Annotated in this window: 13 protein-coding genes; 10 read left to right on the top strand and 3 right to left on the bottom strand. The window is 67.1% G+C overall.

All coding sequences use genetic code 11. The features are described 5' to 3' along the window. The first annotated feature begins 81 nt into the window (after positions 1-81). Together lepA and hemW are read left to right on the top strand one after the other, a co-directional pair. A complete protein-coding gene (gene lepA, locus BLJ79_RS12455; RefSeq protein ID WP_175475473.1) occupies positions 82-1,926 on the top strand; it encodes a translation elongation factor 4 in 1,845 nt (614 codons plus the stop codon). Positions 1,927-1,928: 2 nt separating this feature from the next. Then, positions 1,929-3,158: a radical SAM family heme chaperone HemW gene (gene hemW / locus BLJ79_RS12450; protein ID WP_071215065.1), complete on the top strand. Its 1,230-nt coding sequence runs from the start codon at positions 1,929-1,931 to the stop codon at positions 3,156-3,158. A 103-nt stretch (positions 3,159-3,261) separates the two neighbouring features. Here the strand turns inward: hemW and BLJ79_RS12445 are convergent, their stop codons facing one another. Further along, a complete protein-coding gene (locus BLJ79_RS12445; RefSeq protein ID WP_083411259.1) occupies positions 3,262-3,675 on the bottom strand; it encodes a DUF4870 domain-containing protein in 414 nt (137 codons plus the stop codon). Positions 3,676-3,894: 219 nt separating this feature from the next. Further along, a complete protein-coding gene (locus tag BLJ79_RS12440; RefSeq protein ID WP_071215064.1) occupies positions 3,895-4,749 on the bottom strand; it encodes a DUF3097 family protein in 855 nt (284 codons plus the stop codon). A 280-nt stretch (positions 4,750-5,029) separates the two neighbouring features. Between BLJ79_RS12440 and hrcA the strand changes: the two genes are divergently transcribed. The 3 genes from hrcA to BLJ79_RS12425 are packed head-to-tail and all read left to right on the top strand — an operon-like array spanning position 5,030 to position 8,026. Beyond that, entirely contained in the window at positions 5,030-6,043 is a 1,014-nt protein-coding gene (gene hrcA / locus BLJ79_RS12435) for a heat-inducible transcriptional repressor HrcA (protein WP_071215063.1), read from the top strand. A 49-nt stretch (positions 6,044-6,092) separates the two neighbouring features. After that, positions 6,093-7,226, top strand: a complete 1,134-nt coding sequence (gene dnaJ, locus BLJ79_RS12430; protein ID WP_071215062.1) for a molecular chaperone DnaJ — start codon at positions 6,093-6,095, stop codon at positions 7,224-7,226. Continuing rightward, complete coding sequence (locus tag BLJ79_RS12425) at positions 7,223-8,026, top strand: 16S rRNA (uracil(1498)-N(3))-methyltransferase (RefSeq protein ID WP_071215061.1); 804 nt, start codon at positions 7,223-7,225, stop codon at positions 8,024-8,026. The genes dnaJ and BLJ79_RS12425 overlap by 4 nt, the downstream gene beginning before the upstream one ends. A 108-nt stretch (positions 8,027-8,134) precedes the next feature. Here the strand turns inward: BLJ79_RS12425 and BLJ79_RS12420 are convergent, their stop codons facing one another. Next, complete coding sequence (locus BLJ79_RS12420; protein WP_083411258.1) at positions 8,135-9,064, bottom strand: GerMN domain-containing protein; 930 nt, start codon at positions 9,062-9,064, stop codon at positions 8,135-8,137. Between the two features lie 397 nt (positions 9,065-9,461). Here BLJ79_RS12420 and BLJ79_RS12415 point away from each other — a divergent pair, with 397 nt between their 5' ends. The 5 genes from BLJ79_RS12415 (at position 9,462) to leuA (ending at position 15,335) form a co-directional block, all read left to right on the top strand. Then, positions 9,462-10,577 (top strand): PhoH family protein, encoded by a 1,116-nt coding sequence (locus tag BLJ79_RS12415; protein ID WP_083411257.1) that lies wholly within the window; start codon positions 9,462-9,464, stop codon positions 10,575-10,577. Then, a complete protein-coding gene (gene ybeY, locus BLJ79_RS12410) occupies positions 10,574-11,047 on the top strand; it encodes an rRNA maturation RNase YbeY (RefSeq protein WP_071215059.1) in 474 nt (157 codons plus the stop codon). Before BLJ79_RS12415 ends, ybeY begins: the two co-directional genes overlap by 4 nt. After that, positions 11,047-12,357, top strand: a complete 1,311-nt coding sequence (locus BLJ79_RS12405) for a hemolysin family protein (protein WP_071215058.1) — start codon at positions 11,047-11,049, stop codon at positions 12,355-12,357. Before ybeY ends, BLJ79_RS12405 begins: the two co-directional genes overlap by 1 nt. After that, positions 12,354-13,325, top strand: coding sequence for a GTPase Era (era, locus tag BLJ79_RS12400; RefSeq protein ID WP_071215057.1), 972 nt, complete (start codon positions 12,354-12,356; stop codon positions 13,323-13,325). The genes BLJ79_RS12405 and era overlap by 4 nt, the downstream gene beginning before the upstream one ends. 270 nt (positions 13,326-13,595) lie before the next feature. Then, entirely contained in the window at positions 13,596-15,335 is a 1,740-nt protein-coding gene (leuA, locus tag BLJ79_RS12395; protein WP_071215056.1) for a 2-isopropylmalate synthase, read from the top strand. Positions 15,336-15,356: the final 21 nt, after the last annotated feature.

Genomic DNA, 15,356 nt, shown 5'->3' with positions numbered 1-15,356 from the left:
CCCCAATCATGGGAGAATGGCCTGTGCGAAGTATTTTGCACCCCACTTAACATTTTCGTCCCCCTTAGCGAGGTCCCTTACGTGTCACCCATGGCCCGCACCGCACCGGTGCCTGCCGCGACTGATCCGGCGATCATCAGAAACTTCTGCATCATCGCCCACATCGACCACGGTAAGTCGACCCTGGCCGACCGGATGTTGCAGCTCACCGGAATCGTCTCCTCACGCGACATGAAGGCCCAGTACCTGGACCGCATGGATATTGAGCGCGAACGCGGCATCACCATCAAGTCCCAGGCCGTACGCATGCCGTGGGAGGTCGATGGCCAGTCCTACGCACTGAACATGATCGACACCCCCGGACACGTCGACTTCACCTACGAGGTTTCGCGTTCGCTGGCAGCCTGCGAAGGTGCGATCCTGCTGGTGGATGCCGCCCAGGGCATCGAGGCCCAGACGCTGGCGAACCTCTACCTGGCCATGGAGAATGACATGACGATCATTCCCGTGCTCAACAAGATCGACCTTCCCTCCGCACAGCCCGAGAAGTACGCGGCGGAGATCTCCAAGCTCATCGGCTGCGACCCGGAGGACATCCTCCAGGTCTCGGGCAAGACCGGCATGGGCGTCGAGGCGCTGCTGGACAAGGTCGTGCGCGACCTGCCCGCCCCGGTGGGCGACCCGGACGCACCGGCCCGCGCGATGATCTTCGATTCGGTCTACGACACCTACCGCGGCGTGGTCACCTATGTCCGCGTGGTCGACGGGAAGATCTCGCCCCGCGAAAAGGTGCAGATGATGTCCACCGGCACCACCTACGAACTGCTGGAAATCGGGGTTTCCTCCCCGGAGCCCAAGCCCAGCAAGGGCCTGGGCGTCGGCGAGGTCGGCTACCTGATCACCGGCGTGAAGGACGTGCGCCAGTCCAAGGTCGGCGACACCGTCACCAACTTCGCCAAGCCGGCCGAAAAGTCCCTGGGCGGCTACCAGGACCCGAAGCCCATGGTCTTCTCCGGCCTGTACCCGATCGACGGGTCGGACTACCCGGCCCTGCGCGATGCCCTGGACAAGCTGCAGCTCAACGACGCGGCACTGACCTACGTCCCGGAAACCTCGGTGGCGCTGGGCTTCGGCTTCCGCGTCGGCTTCCTGGGCCTGTTGCACCTGGAAATCACCCGCGAGCGCCTCGAGGCGGAATTCAACCTCGATTTGATCTCCACCGCGCCGAACGTGGTGTACGAGGTCATGACCGATGACAAGAAGCTGCGCACCGTGACCAACCCGAGCGAATTCCCCGACGGGAAGATCCTCGAGGTCCACGAGCCCATGGTGGCTGCCACGATCCTGGCACCGAACGAATTCGTCGGAGCCATCATGGAATTGTGCCAGTCCCGCCGCGGCGTCATGCGCGGCATGGACTACCTCTCCGAGGAACGCGTGGAGATCCGCTACTGGCTTCCGCTGGCCGAGATCGTCTTCGACTTCTTCGATGTGCTCAAGTCCAAGACCCGCGGCTACGCCTCGCTGGACTGGAAGGCCGACGGCGAACAGGTCTCGGACCTGGTGAAGGTCGACATCCTGCTCCAGGGCGAACAGGTCGATGCGTTTTCCGCCGTCACCCACCGTGACAAGGCCTACGCCTACGGGTTGATGATGACCCAGAAGCTGCGCGAACTGATTCCCCGCCAGCAGTTCGAGGTGCCGATCCAGGCAGCCATCGGCTCGCGCATCATTGCCCGCGAGTCCATCCGCGCCATCCGCAAGGACGTCCTGGCCAAGTGCTACGGCGGCGACATTTCCCGCAAGCGCAAGCTGCTGGAAAAGCAGAAGGCCGGCAAGAAGCGCATGAAGATGGTCGGCCGCGTGGAGGTTCCCCAGGAAGCCTTCATCGTCGCCCTGTCATCCGACGAGCCCAAGAAGAAGTAGCAATGCCTTCTGCCTTGCCCCTCGGGGACCCGGCGCCGTCCAACGGGTTGCTTCCGGCAACCTGCCTCGACGGCGCCGCGGAGCGCACCTTCTCGGTGTACGTCCACATTCCATTCTGTGCCGTGCGCTGCGGCTACTGCGACTTCAACACCTACACGGCGCACGAGCTGGGCTCCGGATCCAGCCAGGACACCTACGCCGAGGCGGTCTCCGCGGAGATCGCCTTCGGCGCGAAGGTCCTGGAGGAATCCGGCGTTCCCCGCCGCGAGGTGTCCACCGTCTTCTTCGGCGGCGGCACCCCCACGCTGCTTCCCGCCAGCGACCTGGTCCGGGTGCTGGCCGAAATCCGCACCCAATGGGATCTGGCTCCCGACGCGGAGATCACCACCGAGGCCAACCCCGACTCGGTCACCCGCGAGTCGCTGCAGGTGCTCAAGGACGGCGGGTTCACCCGTGTGTCGATCGGCATGCAGTCTGCCGTCCCGCACGTGCTGAAGACCCTGGACCGCACGCACAACCCCGAGCGGGTAGGCATGGCGGTGGCCTGGGCCAAGGATGCCGGCCTGCAGGTGAGCGTGGACCTGATCTACGGCACGCCGGGGGAGTCGATCCAGGATTGGCGCACCAGCGTGGAGACCGCGCTGGGCTATGATCCGGACCACATCTCGGCGTACGCACTGATCATCGAGGAGGGCACCCGGCTGGCCGGGCAGATCCGCCGCGGCGAGGTCGCCAACATCGATGACGACGACCACGCCGACAAGTACCTGATCGCCGACGAGCTCTTTGGCGCCGCCGGCTACAACTGGTACGAGGTCAGCAACTGGTCCAAGGACGAATCCACCCGCTGCCTGCACAACCTTGCCTACTGGCGCGGCGGCGACTGGTGGGGAGCGGGCCCCGGTGCGCACTCCCACGTGGGCGGGCTGCGCTGGTGGAACGTCAAGCACCCGGCCGCCTACCAGCAGCGCATCGACGCCGGGACCTCGCCGGCGGCCGGGCGGGAAACCCCTGACGCCGAGGCGCGCTACCTGGAAAAGGCCATGTTGCTGACCCGCATCGTGGATGGCATGGACACCGCCGAGCTGCTGCCCGAGGGCCGCAAGGCCATCGCCGGGCTGATCGCCGACGGGCTGGTCGTTCCCGAGGAAGCGTTTGCGAAGAAGGTCGTGCTGACCCTGCAGGGCCGGTTGCTGGCCGATGCGGTGCTGCGGCGGTTGCTGGACTTCTAGCTCCTGCCCGGCCCGGGAAACAGAAAAGACGGTGCGTGTACCGGACCCATGGGGGCCGGTACACACACCGTCTTTTGCATTTGCTGGTTGGTGGTGGTCCGGTCTAGCGGAAGAGGCGCAGGTTCAGCCCGTAGCGGTAGGGGCGCGACTTGTTCGCGTTGATGCCGGCGCGCACGCCGCTGATGGTCAGGAAGAGCCAGATGGCCACGACGAGGATCGCAAAGACCCAGCCGATGCCGGGGAGCAGCGAGAACAGGTGCAGCACGATCGCCAGGACGGTCAGCGGGAAGGTGAAGTTCAGCGCTTCCTTGGATTCCTGGGCGGTGAACGGGCCGCGGGCGCGGAAGACCGCGTAGATGATCAACGAGGGGATGCATCCCAGGATCGCGCCAAAGTGGGCGATCATGGCCCACTGCCGGTCCTCGGAAGGCGTCAGGGGCAGGGGTGCGGCCGAGGAACCTTCGAATCGATCCGGCTGGCTGTCGCCACCGGGAGCATTTCGTGCCTCGTTTGCCACTGCTGATGTCCTCTTCGTTGCGTTGGGTGAACCGTTGGCCAGTTTATCCTCAAACGGGGATCGCCGATGAACGCGAAATGCCGTTTGGCCCGCATTCGGGGCAACGGGACGCCTTTGTTGTTGATTCGTAACCATCCCCGCATCTCCACGTGCCCGTTCACCGATCCCCGGGTGAGCAACCTCACCCGCGGGACCTGGCCGGTGACCTGCGCGATCCGGTCAGTGGTCCCCGGCGGTGAGGAAGTCGATGACTTCCTCGACCCGGCCCAGCAGTGAGGGCTCCAGGTCCGCATAGGAGCGAACCTGCCCCAGGATGCGTTCCCAGCCCTGGGCCACATCGACCTGCTCGGCGTGCGGCCAGCCCAGTCCCTTGAGGATGCCGGTCTTCCAGTCGGTTCCGCGCGGGACCACCGGCCAGGCGCGGATCTTCAGCACGGAGGGCCGGATGGCCTGCCACACATCGACGTACGGGTGACCGACGATCAGCACGTTGCCCGCGGCCCCCGGAACCCGCATGGCCTCGGCGGCGATCTTTGCCTCCTTGGTTCCCGGAAGCAGGTGGTCGACCAGGACGCCGAGCTTGCGCTGCGGGGAAGGGGCGAAGGCGCGGATGGCGCCGGCCAGATCGTCGACGCCGTGCAGCGGCTCGACCACAATGCCCTCGACGCGCAGGTCGTGGCCCCAGACCTTCTCGACCAGCTGGGCATCGTGCTTGCCTTCGACCCAGATGCGGCTGGCCCGGGCGGTGCGGGCCTTCAGGTCGGTGACCATGCGCGAGCCCGAGGCGCTGCGGGCCGTGCCCAGGGGAACGGCGGGAGCCGCGGCCGGCTCGATGATCTCCACCGGTTCGCCCTCGAGCAGGAAGCCAAAGCCGGCGCGGAACGACTTGGTGCGGCCATGCCGGTCCTCCAGGACCAGCACGCGCATGCCGCCGGACTTCTCGCTTCGTACGACCTCGCCGACCCAGCCGCTCTCGACGTCCTCGAGCAACAGGCCTAGGGCGAGCGGGACCTTGCGCAATACGCGTTTCTTGGGGGCGCTGATGTCCTGGGCGCCCCAGCCGTGGTAGCTCATCGTGTCACTTTCACCTATGGGTTCACAGGTCCTTGGTCCGCTGCGCGCACGGGCCCCGGCCTCGGGACCGGAGCCACGGGCCTGGTGCAATCGGCAGGTGTGTCGAACGCGGCATCGCGGCCAGGGACCAAACCATGCTAACAAGAGGTTCGGAACGTATTAGACTTAGCAGTTGAACGTGTCGAGTGCCAATGCGCGCCCCCGAACCCCGGAACCCGGCCGGGGCGTGTGCAATGCCATCCCTTGACCATGGTGAACCGGCTTGTCAGGAGAGGTGAGAATGACCGAACCGCGTCGGCTCGAGGTCCTTCGAGCCATCGTTGAAGATTATGTGCAGTCGCGCGAACCTGTCGGTTCGCGTGCCCTGCTCGATCGCCACAACCTGGGCGTGTCGGCGGCCACCATCCGCAACGACATGGCTTCCCTGGAGGAAGAGGGGCTGATCGTTGCCCCGCACACCTCCTCCGGGCGGATCCCCACGGAAAAGGGCTACCGGCACTTCGTCGACCAGATCGGCGACATCAAGCCGCTCTCTGCCGCCGAACGCCGCGCCATTGCCGCGCTGCTCGAGGGTTCCCACGACGTCAACGACGTGCTGGAGAACACCGTGCGGCTGCTGGCGAGCATCACCCGGCAGGTAGCCCTGATCCAGGTCCCGCACTTCTCCAACGCCACCGTGCGCCACATCGAGTTGGTCGGGCTCGGTGCCGGGCAGACCCTGGTGGTGCTCATCGCCTCCAGCGGCAAGGTCGAGCAGCGCGTGGTCCTGTTGCCCGGCGCCCTGGGCGATGAAGACCTGGGCCGGTTGCGCCAGGTGCTGCTCTTGGCGCTTGACGCCAAGCCGATTGCCGAGGTTGCCCGGCTTGCCCAGGGCATTCCGGATCTCGTGGAGCCGCGCCTGGCACCGGCGGTGCGCACGGTCAGCGAGGCCCTGGGCGCGCTGGCACGCAATTCCGCGGTGGACAGGATCCTCACTGCGGGCACCGCGAACCTGGCACGCGCCAACATTGATTTCCCGCTGAGCATCACCCCGGTGCTCGAGGCCCTGGAGGAGCAGGTGGTGCTCTTGCGCCTCTTCTCCGAGCTGGAGCAGGACGCCCATGGCATCGCTGTGGGCATCGGGGCCGAGAACCAGTACGGTGCGCTGACCGAGGCCTCGGTCGTCGCCACCGGCTACGGCCCCGGCGAGCAGGCCATGATCGGCGTGCTGGGCCCCACCCGGATGAACTACCCCACCTCGATGGCCGCCGTGCGTGCCGTCGCCCGATACCTGTCACGAATCCTGGCCGGCTGATGCGGGTCGCCAGCAATTTTTTGAAGTACGAAAGGACACAGCGAGCACTGTGAGCACCCATTACGAAGTCCTGGGCGTCAGCAAGGACGCCACCGGCGAGGAAATCAAGAAGGCCTACCGCAAGTTGGCCCGCAAGCTGCACCCGGATGTGAACCCCGGCGAGGATGCCAGCGAGAAATTCAAGCTGGTCACCCGCGCCTACGAGGTGCTCTCGGATGCGGACAAGCGCGCCAACTACGACGCCACCGGCAACGAGAACGGCAACGGCCAGACCGGTTTCGGCGGCGGCGGCGGTTTCGGCGGGGGGTTCGGGGACATCTTCGAGCAGTTCTTCGGCGGCGGCGGCGGGGCGCAGGGCCCGGCCTCGCGCACCCAGCGCGGCCGCGACGCGCTGATCACCGCCACCATCGACCTGGGCGACGCCGTCGCCGGAACGGTCTACCCGCTGGAGATGGAAACGGCCGTGACCTGCTCCACCTGCCAGGGCAGCTGCTGCCGCCCGGGCACCTCCCCGGTCACCTGCACCATCTGCCACGGCGCCGGCCAGATCCAGCGCCCGGTGCGCTCCTTCCTGGGCCAGATGATGACGGTGGAGACCTGTGCCGCCTGCCGCGGCTTCGGCACCACCATCGAAGACCCCTGCATCGACTGCAGCGGCCAGGGCCGGGTCCGCGAGCGCATCTCCAAGCAGCTGAAGATTCCCGCCGGCGTGGCCAGCGGCACCCGCATCCATCTGGCCAACCAGGGCGAGGCGGGTCCCGGCGGCGGCCCCAACGGGGACCTGTACGTCGAGATCGAGGTGCGGCGCCACAAGATCTTCGAACGCGACGGCGTCGACCTGCACGCCCGGATGAACGTCCCGATGACCGCCGCGGCCCTCGGCGCCGACCTGGACCTGGAGACCTTCGACGGTTCCCAGGTCATCGAGGTCGAATCCGGCGCCCAGTCGGGCGACACCGTGCGCCTGCCCGGGCTCGGGGTCCCGCGGCTGCGCGGCGGCAAGCGCGGGGACATCATCGTGCACCTGCACGTCGAGACCCCCACCAAGGTCGACGCGGCGCAGCGCGAGCTGCTCGAACAGCTGGCCAAGCTCCGCGGCGAGGAATTCGCCGAGGGCCGCATGGAAAACAGCGGCGGCATGTTCTCCCGCCTGCGCGGGAAGCTGGGCAACCTGGGCGCATGAGCAACCAGTGCTTCTTCCTTCCCGCCGGTGAGCTTGCCGGTGCGCGCACGGGCACCGAACTGCACCTGGACGGGCCCGAGGGCCACCATGCGGTGACGGTCAAGCGCGTTCGGGCCGGGGAACTGATCGATTTGGTCGACGGGTCCGGGGTGCGCGCCATCGCCGAGGTCACCGACACGCAGAAGTCCGCGCTCGAGGCGATCGTGCGCGCCCTGGAGGTCGAGGCCGCCGCACCGGTGGGCATCACCTTGGTCCAGGCCCTGGCCAAGGGCGACCGCGACCTGCAGGCCGTGGAATCCGCGGTCGAGCTGGGCATCGATGCGGTGCGGCCCTGGCAGTCGGACCGCGCGATCGTGCGCTGGAACGAGGCCAAGGCGGCCAAGGCGCTGGGCAAGTGGGAATCCACGGTGCTGGCGGCGCTGAAGCAATCCCGCCGCACCTTCCTGCCCGAGGTCCGCCCGATGCTCACCAGCTCCGGGCTGGCCCGGGACATCGCCGCGCGCGCCTCCTCCGGGGTGCCGACCCTGGTGGTGATCCTGCACGAAGCCGGAACCGACTCGTTGGCAGCGGTGGTGGCCCAATGGCTTGAAGTCAACCCGCCGGCACCGTCTGCCGGGGCCGGCGCGCGACCGGAAGTCACGCTGGTGGTGGGCCCGGAGGGCGGGATCTCCGATGCCGAGCTTGAGAAGTTCATCGCGGCCGGGGCCAAGGTCGCGCTGCTGGGCAGCCACGTGCTGCGGGCCTCCACCGCCGGCCCTGCCGCGCTGGTGCTGGTGCGCCACCTGCTCGGCCAGCTCTAGGGAGCCGGCTGCCGGCCCGCTCCGACGAAGAAGCAACATGCACAGAGGGATCCCCCTTTTCGGGGGATCCCTTCCGTGCATGTGGTGGGTATCGTTGCCGCGGTCCGGCTACTTGGTGACGGCGAAGTCCTTGGATTCGGTGCCGGCGTGGCGACCGGTGGCGGCGTCGATTCCCCAGGCGGAGAAGGTGTAGTTGCCCGGCGCCAGCACATAGGTGAAGGAGAACTCGTTGTGGCCCAGCGAATCCCCGCCCGTGTGCAGGTCGCCGGAGGCCACGACCTGGTTGTCCTCGGGGGATTCCCCGCGGCGGGTGATCTCCCAGGACTCCCCGCCGGAGAACGATGCGCTGACCCCGTGGAAGGTGACCTGGCCGGCCTTCTCGGTGCCGCCGAACTGCGGGTCGATGATCCACAGCGGGGCGGCCAGGTGGACGTCACGCACGAAGTTGTGGTCGAGCGGGATCTGGCCGAAGGCCTCGTAGCCCGATTCCCCGTCGACCAGGATCCGCACGCTTGGCTCCAGGCCCTCGGCGAGGATTCCGGCATTCGCGGCGGCGGCGGTGGCGGTGTAGACCAGCTGGGCAATGGAACGCTCGGCCAGGCCCGCATCGACTTCCGAGCCGAAGGCCTTGGCCGAAAGGTCCACGGTGATCACGTTGTCGGGGCTGACGGAGGCCCCCACCGCGGCACTGGGTCGCCAGGCACTGAAGTAGCGCGGGTCTGCGGGCTTCTGGGTGAGCATGTAGCGGACCGAATCGGCGATCGGGTCGGCGGCGTCCTTGACCCGGACAAACTCGCGGTACAGGGACACGGTCCCGTCGTTCTCCGCCAACCAGTACACCGGGACGTGGGGGTTGGTGTTCAACGATTCCATTTCCACGCTCGAGAGCGGGGTGGGGGTCTGCACGCTGGTGGCGGCCTTCGGCATCGAGTACTGGTCGGTCGCCGAGCCCAGACCGCAGGCCGCAAGGGTGCCGAGCACCACGGTGAGGCCCAGCACCGCAAGGCGGGTCCGGGAGGAACTACGTGAACAGGACATCTTAATGGGAAAGCTCTCTGGCAAGTTGCTGGGCGGGGGAACCGGTGAAGCCGGATTCGCGAGGGGGAGACCCGCTTCCGGTTCCAACCCAGCTTGGCATAACTTGATGAACGGTAGGCAGCAAAACCCGTCGATCCGCAGGACTGTTGCCTGATTGATATCTGCCAACCGAAGTTGTGCCCGAATCGTTGCACATTTGCTTCAGATACCTTTCGCGCTCAGGTTTCCGGCCCGCTTGCCGCGGGTTCCGGAGCCCCCGCCCGGCTTCGAAGGCACACCGGCCGCCGGTCGGGGCGCGGCCATCCACGATAGGATTGAGCCAGTGCAGGGAACCATGGCAGCGGAAGGACCGCGGGCGCCATTCGCCGGCACGGAATGCGGAGGCTGCAACAGTCGTATGGACCAACAAGTGAGCCAGGAGGACCGGCCCCGGGGAACCGACGCGCTGGTCCAATTCGACAGTTCGGACCAAATGGTCGCCACCCTCGGCGCGCACGACGAATTGCTGCGCGTGATCACCGGGGCCTACCCGCAGGTGGAGCTCCACGCCCGCGGCAACGACCTGCGGGTTTCCGGGGACGCGACCCAGGCCCACAAGGCCCTGCGCGTCATCACCGAGGCCCGCACGCTGGCCGGCAACGGCACCCGCATTTCCGCCCACACCATCGAGCAGCTCGTGCGCATGCTGGAGAGCTCCGGCTCCGAGAACGGATCGTCGGTGCTGGGCCTGAAAATCCTCTCGGGCCGCGGCAAGGCCATCCGCCCCAAGACCGTGAACCAGAAGTCCTACGTCGATGCCATCGACACCAACACCGTGATCTTCGGCATCGGGCCCGCGGGCACCGGCAAGACCTACCTGGCCATGGCCAAGGCGGTCGCCGCGCTGCAGGCCAAGGAGGTCAGCCGCATCATCCTGACCCGCCCGGCCGTCGAGGCGGGGGAGAAGCTGGGCTTTTTGCCCGGCACCCTCACCGACAAGATCGACCCCTACCTGCGTCCGCTCTACGATGCTCTGCACGACATGATCGAACCGGATTCGATGCCCCGGCTGCTGGCCGCCGGCACCATCGAGGTCGCCCCCCTGGCCTACATGCGCGGGCGCACCCTGAACGACGCGTTCATCATCCTCGACGAGGCGCAGAACACCACGCCCGAACAGATGAAGATGTTCCTCACCCGCCTGGGCTTCGGCTCCAAGATCGTGGTCACCGGCGACATCACCCAGGTCGATTTGCCCGGGGGCACCAAGTCCGGGCTGCGCGTGGTCACCGAGATCCTCGAGGGCGTGGACGACATCGCCTTCTGCGAACTCGACGCCACCGACGTGGTCCGCCACCGCCTGGTCGGCGCGATCGTGGGCGCCTACGAGCGCTGGACCGTGCGCCAGGACCCCAACTTCAACCGTTCCAAGGCCCGCGCCAGGCGGCGCGCCGGCGGCGGACGGAACCCCGAACACCCCACAGAGACGAAGCAGCCGGGCACAGCGCCCGCGAACCAGGAGCACGCCCCATGAGCGTAGAGGTCAACAACGAGTCCGCGATTGCCGCGGACCTGGAGCGCATCAGCGCGCTGGGTCGCCACATCCTGGCCGAACTGTACGTGCACCCGGAAACCGACGTGTCGATCATCCTGCTCGACGAGGAGCCGATTAGCGCGCTGCACGTGGAGTGGATGGACCTCGAAGGCCCCACCGACGTGATGAGCTTCCCCATGGACGAGCTGCGCCCCGGCACCCCCGGCTCGCCCACCGCGGCCGGGATGCTTGGGGACATCGTGATCTGCCCGCAGGTTGCCACCACCCAGGCCGCCACCGGGGGACATTCGGTGGAGGACGAGATCCTGCTGCTGGCCACCCACGGCATGCTGCACCTTTTGGGCTTCGACCACGCCGAACCCGATGAAAAAGAAGTCATGTTCTCCCTGCAGCGGGCGCTGCTCGAAGGTTTCCTGGGCCGCCCCGCACCCCGGGAGACGATGGACTAGTGACCGCGACCATTCTCGCGATCTGTGCGCTGGTGTTCATCCTCAGTGCCGCCATGCTCACGGCCGCCGAGTCGGCCTACCTCTATCTCTCGCGCCAGCAGGCCGAGGCGCTGCGCAGCGAATACGGCCAGAAGCACCTGAGCAACATCCTCGCCGAATCGCTGAGCCACACCCACGCCGTGCGCTTCTGGCGCATCTGGTTCGAGACCGCTTCCGCGGTCGCGGTCGCGCTGTTCTACCACGACCTGTTGGACAACATCTGGGTCGTGGGCCTGCTGGCCACCGTCACCATGGCCGCGGTCAGCTTCGTGCTGGTCGGCGTCTCCCCGCGGCGCTACGGGCGTTCCCATGCCGAATCGGTGGTGCGCCACACCGCGCCGCTGGTCCGGTTCCTGCGCGTGCTCCTGGGCCCGATCCCGGCCTGGCTGGTGGGCATCGGCAAGGCCATGAGCCCGCGCTCGGTCGCCGAGGACGAGGGCTTCCTGTCCAAGGAGCGCCTGCGCGACCTGGTGGACCGTGCCACCGAGGGCGACGAACTGGAGGACGATGCGGCGGAAATCATCAACTCGGTCTTCGACATGGAAGACACCTACGTCCGCTCGGTGATGGTCCCGCGCACCGACATGGTCACCATCGACAAGGGCGAGGGGCTCAACGCGGCCATGGACCTGTTCCTGGCCTCGGGCTGCTCGCGCGTCCCGGTGATCGGGGAGGACGCCGATGACATCTTCGGCATCGTCTACCTCAAGGACGTGGCCTACCGGCTGCACCTGAGTCCGGACTCGACCGACAAGGTCGAGGACCTGGCCCGCAAGACCCGCTACGTCCCGGAATCCAAGTCCGTGGCCGAACTGCTGCCCGAGTTGCAGCAGGAATCTACGCACATGGCCATCGTCATCGACGAGTACGGCGGCACCGCCGGACTGGTCACCCTCGAGGACCTCATCGAGGAAATCGTCGGGGAGATCGACGACGAATACGACCGGGCCAAGATCGAGATCGAGGACCTGGGCGACGGCAGCTTCGTGGTGCGCGCCCACACCTCCATCGACGACCTCGGGGAGCTCTTCGACATCGACATCGAGGAAGACGAGGTCGACTCGGTGGGCGGGCTGCTGGGCAAGGTGCTCGAATCGGTGCCGGTGCTCGGATCGCACGCCAGCTTCGAGGGCATCGAGATGAAGGTCCTCTCATTGAGCGGACGACGCAACCGGATCGGCAAGATCCTGGTGCGCAAGGCAGAAGAACAACCCAAGACCGGCGAACACCTCGCCGACAAGGATGCAGGGCATCACAAGGAGCAATCATGAGCCGGAACATCAAGAAGCCACAGATGCTGCCCACCGGAGGCTGGCCCGAGGACTTCCGCGCCGGGTTCACCTCCTTCGTGGGCCGCCCCAACGCGGGCAAGTCGACGCTGACCAACGCGTTGGTGGGCCAGAAGGTCGCCATCACCTCGGCCAAGCCGCAGACCACCCGGCACACCATCCGCGGCATCGTGCACCGCGAGGACGCGCAGCTGATCCTGGTCGACACCCCGGGCCTGCACCGCCCGCGCACCCTGCTGGGCCAGCGCCTCAACGACCTGGTGGCGGACACGCTCTCCGAGGTCGACGCCATCGGCTTCTGCCTGCCGGCCAACGAGAAGATCGGCCCGGGCGACAGGTTCATCGCCACCCAGCTGGCGCAGCTGCAGAAGAAGCCCATCGTCGCGATCGTGACCAAGGCCGACACCGTGGACCGGGCCGCGCTGATGGCGCAGCTGCTCGCGGTCACCCAGCTCGGGGTCGACACCCTGGGCGAGGGCGGCTGGGCGGCGGTCGTGCCGGTCTCGGCCACCAAGGACTTCCAGGTCTCCGAGGTCGCCGACGTGCTGGTCAAGCAGATGCCGCTGTCCCCGCCGCTGTACCCGGACGGGGAGCTGACCGACGAGCCGGAGGCCAAGATGGTCTCCGAGCTGATCCGCGAGGCCGCATTGGAGGGCGTGCGCGACGAGCTTCCGCACTCCCTGGCCGTGGTCGTGGAGGAAATGGTTCCGCGCGAGGGACGCCCCGAGGACAGCCCGTTGCTGGATGTGCGGGTGAACCTCTACGTGGAGCGCCCCAGCCAGAAGGCCATCATCATCGGCAAGGGCGGGGCGCGCCTGCGCGACGTCGGAACCCGTTCGCGCAAGGGGATCGAGGCGCTGCTGGGCACCCGGGTCTACCTGGACCTGCACGTGAAGATCGCCAAGGAATGGCAGCGCGACCCCAAGCAGCTGGGCAAGCTCGGCTTCTAGCCACCCCGGCGGACCCGGGCGCAACGGGTGTCCCGGTTTTCCGGGGCACCCCTTGCTATGTGACACGCACCCGCAACAATTAGGTGACCTGCTTCATGGGCGGGCGGAGGTCGATGTTATGGTGATCTTGTGCATTTCGGACTACTTCTACTAAGCCGCCGCGGCGAGACCCAGACAGGACTCTAACGCGTCCTTCGGCCGACCCCTCGCTGCGGAGTCACCCATTGTCCCGGCCCACTTTCGCACCACCAAGGAAAAGGCCCACCAGAAATGCAAAACATGCAAAAGCCCTCCGGAATGCCCATCCACAAGTATGTGCCGTTCCAGGACCAGATCAACGTCTCGCTGCCCGACCGCACCTGGCCGGACAAGTACATCACCCAGGCCCCGCGCTGGTGCGCAGTCGACCTGCGTGACGGCAACCAGGCGCTGATCGACCCGATGAGCCCCGAGCGCAAGCACAAGATGTTCGACCTGCTCGTGAAGATGGGCTTCAAGGAGATCGAGGTCGGGTTCCCCTCGGCCTCGCAGACCGACTTCGACTTCGTCCGCCAGCTCATCGAGCGCGGCATCCCGGACGACGTGACCATCCAGGTCCTTACCCAGTCCCGCGAACACCTGATCGAGCGCACCTACGAGGCGCTCGAGGGCGCGAAGCAGGCCATCGTGCACCTGTACAACTCCACCTCGGTGCTCCAGCGCCGCGTGGTGTTCAACCAGGACCAGGACGGCATCGTCGACATTGCGCTGACCGGCGCGCGGCTGTGCAAGAAGTACGAGGAACAACTGGTCGGCACCAAGATCACCTACGAATACTCCCCGGAGTCCTTCACCGGCACCGAGCTGGAATTCGCCAAGCGCATCTCCGATGCCGTGGCCGAGGTCCTCGAGGCCTCCCCGGAAAACAAGATGATCCTGAACCTGCCGGCAACCGTGGAAATGGCCACCCCCAACGTGTACGCGGACTCCATCGAGTGGATGCACCGCAATCTGGCCAACCGCGACTCCATCGTGCTCTCCCTGCACCCGCACAATGACCGCGGCACCGGCGTCGCCGCCGCCGAGCTGGGCTACCTGGCCGGCGCCGACCGCATCGAGGGCTGCCTCTTCGGCAACGGGGAGCGCACCGGCAACGTCGACCTGGTCACCCTGGGCATGAACATGTTCGGCCAGGGCATCGACCCGATGCTGGACTTCTCGGACATGGACGAGATCCGCCGCACCGTCGAATACTGCAACCAGCTGCCGGTCCCGGAACGTTCCCCCTACGGCGGGGACCTGGTCTTCACCGCCTTCTCCGGCTCCCACCAGGACGCCATCAAGAAGGGCTTCGAGTCCATGGAGGCCGACGCCAAGGCGGCCGGCAAGACCATCGACGAGATCACCTGGGGCGTGCCCTACCTCCCGGTGGACCCGAAGGACATCGGCCGCTCCTACGAGGCCGTGATCCGCGTGAACTCGCAGTCCGGCAAGGGCGGGGTCGCCTACCTGCTGAAGAACGAGCACTCGCTGGATCTGCCGCGCCGCGCGCAGATTGAGTTCTCCGGGGTCATCCAGCGCAAGACCGACGGGGAGGGCGGGGAAATCTCCTCGGCCGCGATCTGGAACGTGTTCCAGGACGAGTACCTGCCGGTCACCGAGGGCTCGGACCACGAGCCGTGGGGCCGCTTCAAGCTCGGCTCGGCCACCGCTGACACCGCCGAGGACGGAAGCTTCGAGCTGACCACCACGCTGGTCATCGACGGGGTTCCGCACCGCCGCTCGGCCACCGGCAACGGCCCGATCAACGCCCTGGTGAACATCCTGGGCAACGAGGGCGTGGACGTGCGCGTGCTGGACTTCTCCGAGCACGCCCTGTCCGAGGGCGGCAACGCCTCCGCGGCCGCGTACGTCGAGGCGGCCGTGGGCGAGCGCGTGCTCTGGGGCGTGGGCGTTGACACCAACACCACCATGTCCTCGCTCAAGGCGCTGATCTCCGCGGTCAACCGCGCGGTGCGCGACCTGGCATAGGCCCCATCGACGACGCCGGCC

This window comes from Arthrobacter sp. UCD-GKA, assembly GCF_001863355.1.
Lineage (GTDB): Bacteria > Actinomycetota > Actinomycetes > Actinomycetales > Micrococcaceae > Paeniglutamicibacter.
The sequence above is the reverse complement of the archived record's forward strand: the minus strand, read 5'-3'. Positions and strand labels throughout refer to the sequence as shown.

Bases quoted from the DNA above. Each gene is read 5' to 3' on its own strand.
- hemW (WP_071215065.1), top strand. From the start codon at position 1,929: ATGCCTTCTGCCTTGCCCCTCGGGGACCCGGCGCCGTCCAACGGGTTG.
- BLJ79_RS12440 (WP_071215064.1), bottom strand. From the start codon at position 4,749: ATGAGCTACCACGGCTGGGGCGCCCAGGACATCAGCGCCCCCAAGAAA.
- hrcA (WP_071215063.1), top strand. From the start codon at position 5,030: ATGACCGAACCGCGTCGGCTCGAGGTCCTTCGAGCCATCGTTGAAGAT.
- BLJ79_RS12425 (WP_071215061.1), top strand. From the start codon at position 7,223: ATGAGCAACCAGTGCTTCTTCCTTCCCGCCGGTGAGCTTGCCGGTGCG.
- BLJ79_RS12420 (WP_083411258.1), bottom strand. From the start codon at position 9,064: ATGTCCTGTTCACGTAGTTCCTCCCGGACCCGCCTTGCGGTGCTGGGC.
- BLJ79_RS12415 (WP_083411257.1), top strand. From the start codon at position 9,462: ATGGACCAACAAGTGAGCCAGGAGGACCGGCCCCGGGGAACCGACGCG.
- ybeY (WP_071215059.1), top strand. From the start codon at position 10,574: ATGAGCGTAGAGGTCAACAACGAGTCCGCGATTGCCGCGGACCTGGAG.
- era (WP_071215057.1), top strand. From the start codon at position 12,354: ATGAGCCGGAACATCAAGAAGCCACAGATGCTGCCCACCGGAGGCTGG.
- leuA (WP_071215056.1), top strand. From the start codon at position 13,596: ATGCAAAACATGCAAAAGCCCTCCGGAATGCCCATCCACAAGTATGTG.